Raw genomic sequence first — 3,633 nt, forward strand, 5'->3', positions numbered from 1 at the left:
CCGCGCCCAGCAGGAGCCCCACGCCGGCCCACGGCCGGAGGAAGGCGGCCACCAGGACCGCGCCGGACAACACGATCCCGGCCGAGGGGTTCCCGAGCCCGAAGAACCGGACGCCCTCGAGCGCGCTGCCGCCCAGGAACGGCGTGAGGCCCATCGGCCATCCGAACGCAGCGTCCACGACGACCACGCCGAGCCCGACACCGGCGACCACGGCCACCGGCCGGGTGACGCTTCCCCGACTCATGGCCAGGGCGGCCGCGGCCAGCGCCGCGCCGAGCACCACCACCACTGGGAGGACCACCGCCGCCCGCAGGTCGGGCAGGAGACCGGCCGGCAGCAGGGCCACGAGCACCGCGGTGGAGAAGAGCACCAACACCGAGACCGGACCGTCGGCTCCCCGCCACGGTCCCACCAGCAGCACGAGGGCCACGGCCAGCGAGGTCAGGGCGAAGGCCAGCACGGCGACGCCGACCGGCGCCGCCGACCCGCGCCACTCCTTGTACCGCTCGGCCAGCGACGCGGGCGCCTCCCCCTCGACCCGGATCGGCGATCCCGGGCCCTCGCGGAGCGGTTCCCCGAGGAAGGCCCGGATCGTCGGCTCCAGGTCGAGGTTCGACACCACGCCGTCACGCCCGGTCGTGTCCGAGGTCAGGCCGCCCGGTTCACCTCCACCGGAGAGGACGTCCGACGGCTCCCCGCGGGCCACGACCACCGGGGTCGCCACGCCGGGCTCGGCGCCGGTCCCCGCGGCGATCACCAACACCTCGCCCTCCACATCCTGCAGGGCCTCGTCGAGCCGATCTGTCGACGCCAGGCTCGCCACGATCAGGGACGGCAGGGCATCGGGACGCTCCAAGGGGTCCGCGTTCGTCATCAGGCCGATCCCGCCCGTTCGGGCCAGCGCACCGATGGGCGGATCGGCCACGGCCTGGTCGAACGTCAGGCCGTCGACGAGGAGCAGCAGGGCCGTGCGGTCCGTCGGCTGCTGTGCCGCGGCCGGGGCGCTCAGGACGACGGCGGCGAGGAGGGCAGCGGCCGCTCCCCTCACGGGGAGAACGCTGGCTGGAACGAGGGCTGGCGGCTGACCTCGGCACCGAGGGCCGACAGCTTCGAGTCGATGTCCTCGTAGCCCCGGTCGACGTGGCCGACGTCGGCGATCTCGGTGACGCCGTCGGCCCCCAGGGCCGCCAGGATCAGCGACGCCCCGGCCCGGAGATCCAGGGCCCGCACCGGCGCCGACGACAACCGCTGCACCCCCCTGACCACCGCGTGGTGGCCCTCGGTGCGGATGTCCGCGCCCATCCGGTTCAGCTCGTCGACGAACATGAACCGGGACTCGAAGACGTTCTCGGTGAGGATGCTGGTGCCCTCCGCCGTGGCCAGCAGCGCCATCATCGGCGGCTGGAGGTCGGTGGGGAACCCCGGGTACGGCAGCGTCACCAGGTCGACCGCGCGGGGGCGCTCGTCCATGGCCACCCGCACGCCGGTCTCTTCCACCGAGACCCGAGCCCCGGCCTCGTCGAGCTTCGCCAGCACGAGGTCGAGGTGGTCGGCCCTGGCGCCCCCCAGGATCACGTCGCCGCGGGTGACGCATGCGGCCAGGGCGAACGTCCCCGCCTCGATCCGGTCGGGGATCACGGTGTGGGTGGTGGGGGTGAAGGAGTCGACGCCCTCGATCTCGATCGTCGGGGTGCCCACGCCCTCGATCCGGGCACCCATCGCCACCAGGAAGTCGGCCAGATCCTGGAGCTCGGGCTCACGGGCGGCGTTCTCGATCACGGTGGTCCCGGCGGCGGCCACCGCGGCCATCAGCAGGTTCTCGGTGGCCCCGACACTCGGGAAGTCCAGCGAGAGGATCGCGCCCTGGAGCCGGGCGGGGGCCTCGGCCACCAGGTAGCCATGGTCGTAGGAGAACTCCGCACCCATCCGCTCCAGGCCGCGGATGTGCAGGTCGATCTTCCGCCGGCCGATGTTGCAACCCCCCGGCATGGCCACCCGGGCCCGGCCGGTCCGGGCCAGGAGGGGCCCGAGCACCAGGATCGAAGCTCGCATCCGCCGGACCAGCTCGTACGGGGTCTCGCGCTCGAGGGACCCCGACGCGTCGATCAAGAGTGCCCCGTCCCTGCGCTCCACGGACGCGCCGAGTCGTCCGAGCACCTCGCTCATGGTGCGGCAGTCGGCGATGTCGGGCACGTTCCGAAGCTCGGTCCGGCCCTCGGCCAGGAGGGCCGCGGCCATGACCTTGAGCGCCGAGTTCTTGGCCCCGCCCACGGCGATGCGGCCCGACAGGCGGCGGCCCCCGGTGATCAGCAGCCGATCCACGCGGCGATTCTACGCGGCGGGGTCGTAGCGGTCCCCGGTTCGGCTCGGGAACGCGCAATTCGGACGAATCCGAATTGACCGGGAACCGCGGACATGGGTATTCCTTGTCGCTCATACCCATCGCTTCCCCGGCCGCCCGAGGTCGCCGACGCGAGTGGGTCACGGACGTGCCCGCAGGGAGGTGGTGGATGTGAGGAACGGACGAGCGGTACGGCTGGCCGTGGTGGTGGCCGCCCTCACCGCGCTGGCATTGGTGCCGGCCCCCGGGGCCCAGGCTGGCCCGGCGAGCTGCTACCAGCGGAATAACGACACCACCAAGAAGCTGCTCGAGTGCATGACGGTCGACGGCGTCCGAGGCCATCAGGCACAGCTCCAGGCCTTCGCCGACGCCAACGACGACACCCGGGTCTCCGGCAGCGACGGCTATAACGAGTCGGCGGACTACGTTGCCGAGACGCTCGAGGGCGTCGGGTACGAGGTGACCCGCCAGGAGTTCCAGTTCAACTTCTTCCAGGAGTTCGACTCGGCGTTCGAGCGGGTCTCGCCGAACCCGAGGACCTACGAGGATCAGGTCGACTACGACCTGATGCAGTACTCGGGGCCCGGGGACGTCACGGCCGAGATCCAGGCGGTGGACCTGGAGCTCCCGCCCGGGCCCCTTCCGACCAGCTCGACCAGCGGGTGCGAGGACAGCGACTTCGCCAGCTTCGTGGCCGGTCGCATCGCGCTGATCCAGCGGGGCGTGTGCGGGTTCGGGGACAAGGTCACCAACGCCGCGGAGGCCGGCGCGGTGGGCGTCATCATCTTCAACGAGGGACAGACCGGACGCCAGGCGCTGTTCTTCGGCACGCTGAGCGCACCCAAGACGATCCCTGCCGTCGGCATCTCGTTCGCGGACGGTGTCGAGCTGAACACGATGTCGCAGACCGGTCCGGTCACGATGCACATCTTCGCCGACACCATCTCCGAGGTCAGGACCACGGAGAACGTGATCGCCGAGTCGCGCTTCGGGAACGACGACAACGTGGTCATGGCCGGGGCGCACCTCGACTCCGTGCCGGAGGGGCCGGGCATCAACGACAACGGCTCCGGGAGCGGCGCGCTGCTGGAGACCGCGATCCTGCTGCGGAAGCTGGAGCCCGTGAACACGCTCCGGTTCGCGTGGTGGGGCGCCGAGGAGTCGGGCCTGCTCGGTTCGCTGTTCTACACCGGGGGTTTGACCGAGGACGAGGTCGAGGATATCGCGCTGTACCTCAACTTCGACATGATCGGCTCCCCGAACGGTATCCGGATGGTCTACGACGGCGATAA

General features: G+C 71.5%; 3 protein-coding genes. 1 reads left to right on the forward strand and 2 read right to left on the reverse strand.

Annotation, left to right across the window (positions count from 1 at the left end):
- Both VF468_18720 and murA read right to left on the reverse strand, forming a co-directional pair.
- Window positions 1-1,048 (reverse strand): hypothetical protein (locus tag VF468_18720; GenBank protein ID HEX5880325.1); only part of this gene is annotated, 1,048 nt, incomplete at its 3' end.
- Window positions 1,045-2,322, reverse strand: coding sequence for a UDP-N-acetylglucosamine 1-carboxyvinyltransferase (gene murA, locus VF468_18725; GenBank protein HEX5880326.1), 1,278 nt, complete (start codon window positions 2,320-2,322; stop codon window positions 1,045-1,047). The genes murA and VF468_18720, both read right to left, overlap by 4 nt.
- A 190-nt stretch (window positions 2,323-2,512) precedes the next feature.
- On the opposite strand from murA, the gene VF468_18730 reads away from it, so the two are divergent.
- Window positions 2,513-3,633 (forward strand): M28 family peptidase (locus tag VF468_18730; GenBank protein ID HEX5880327.1); only part of this gene is annotated, 1,121 nt, incomplete at its 3' end.

The organism is Actinomycetota bacterium (assembly GCA_036280995.1).
Lineage (GTDB): Bacteria > Actinomycetota > CALGFH01 > CALGFH01 > CALGFH01 > CALGFH01.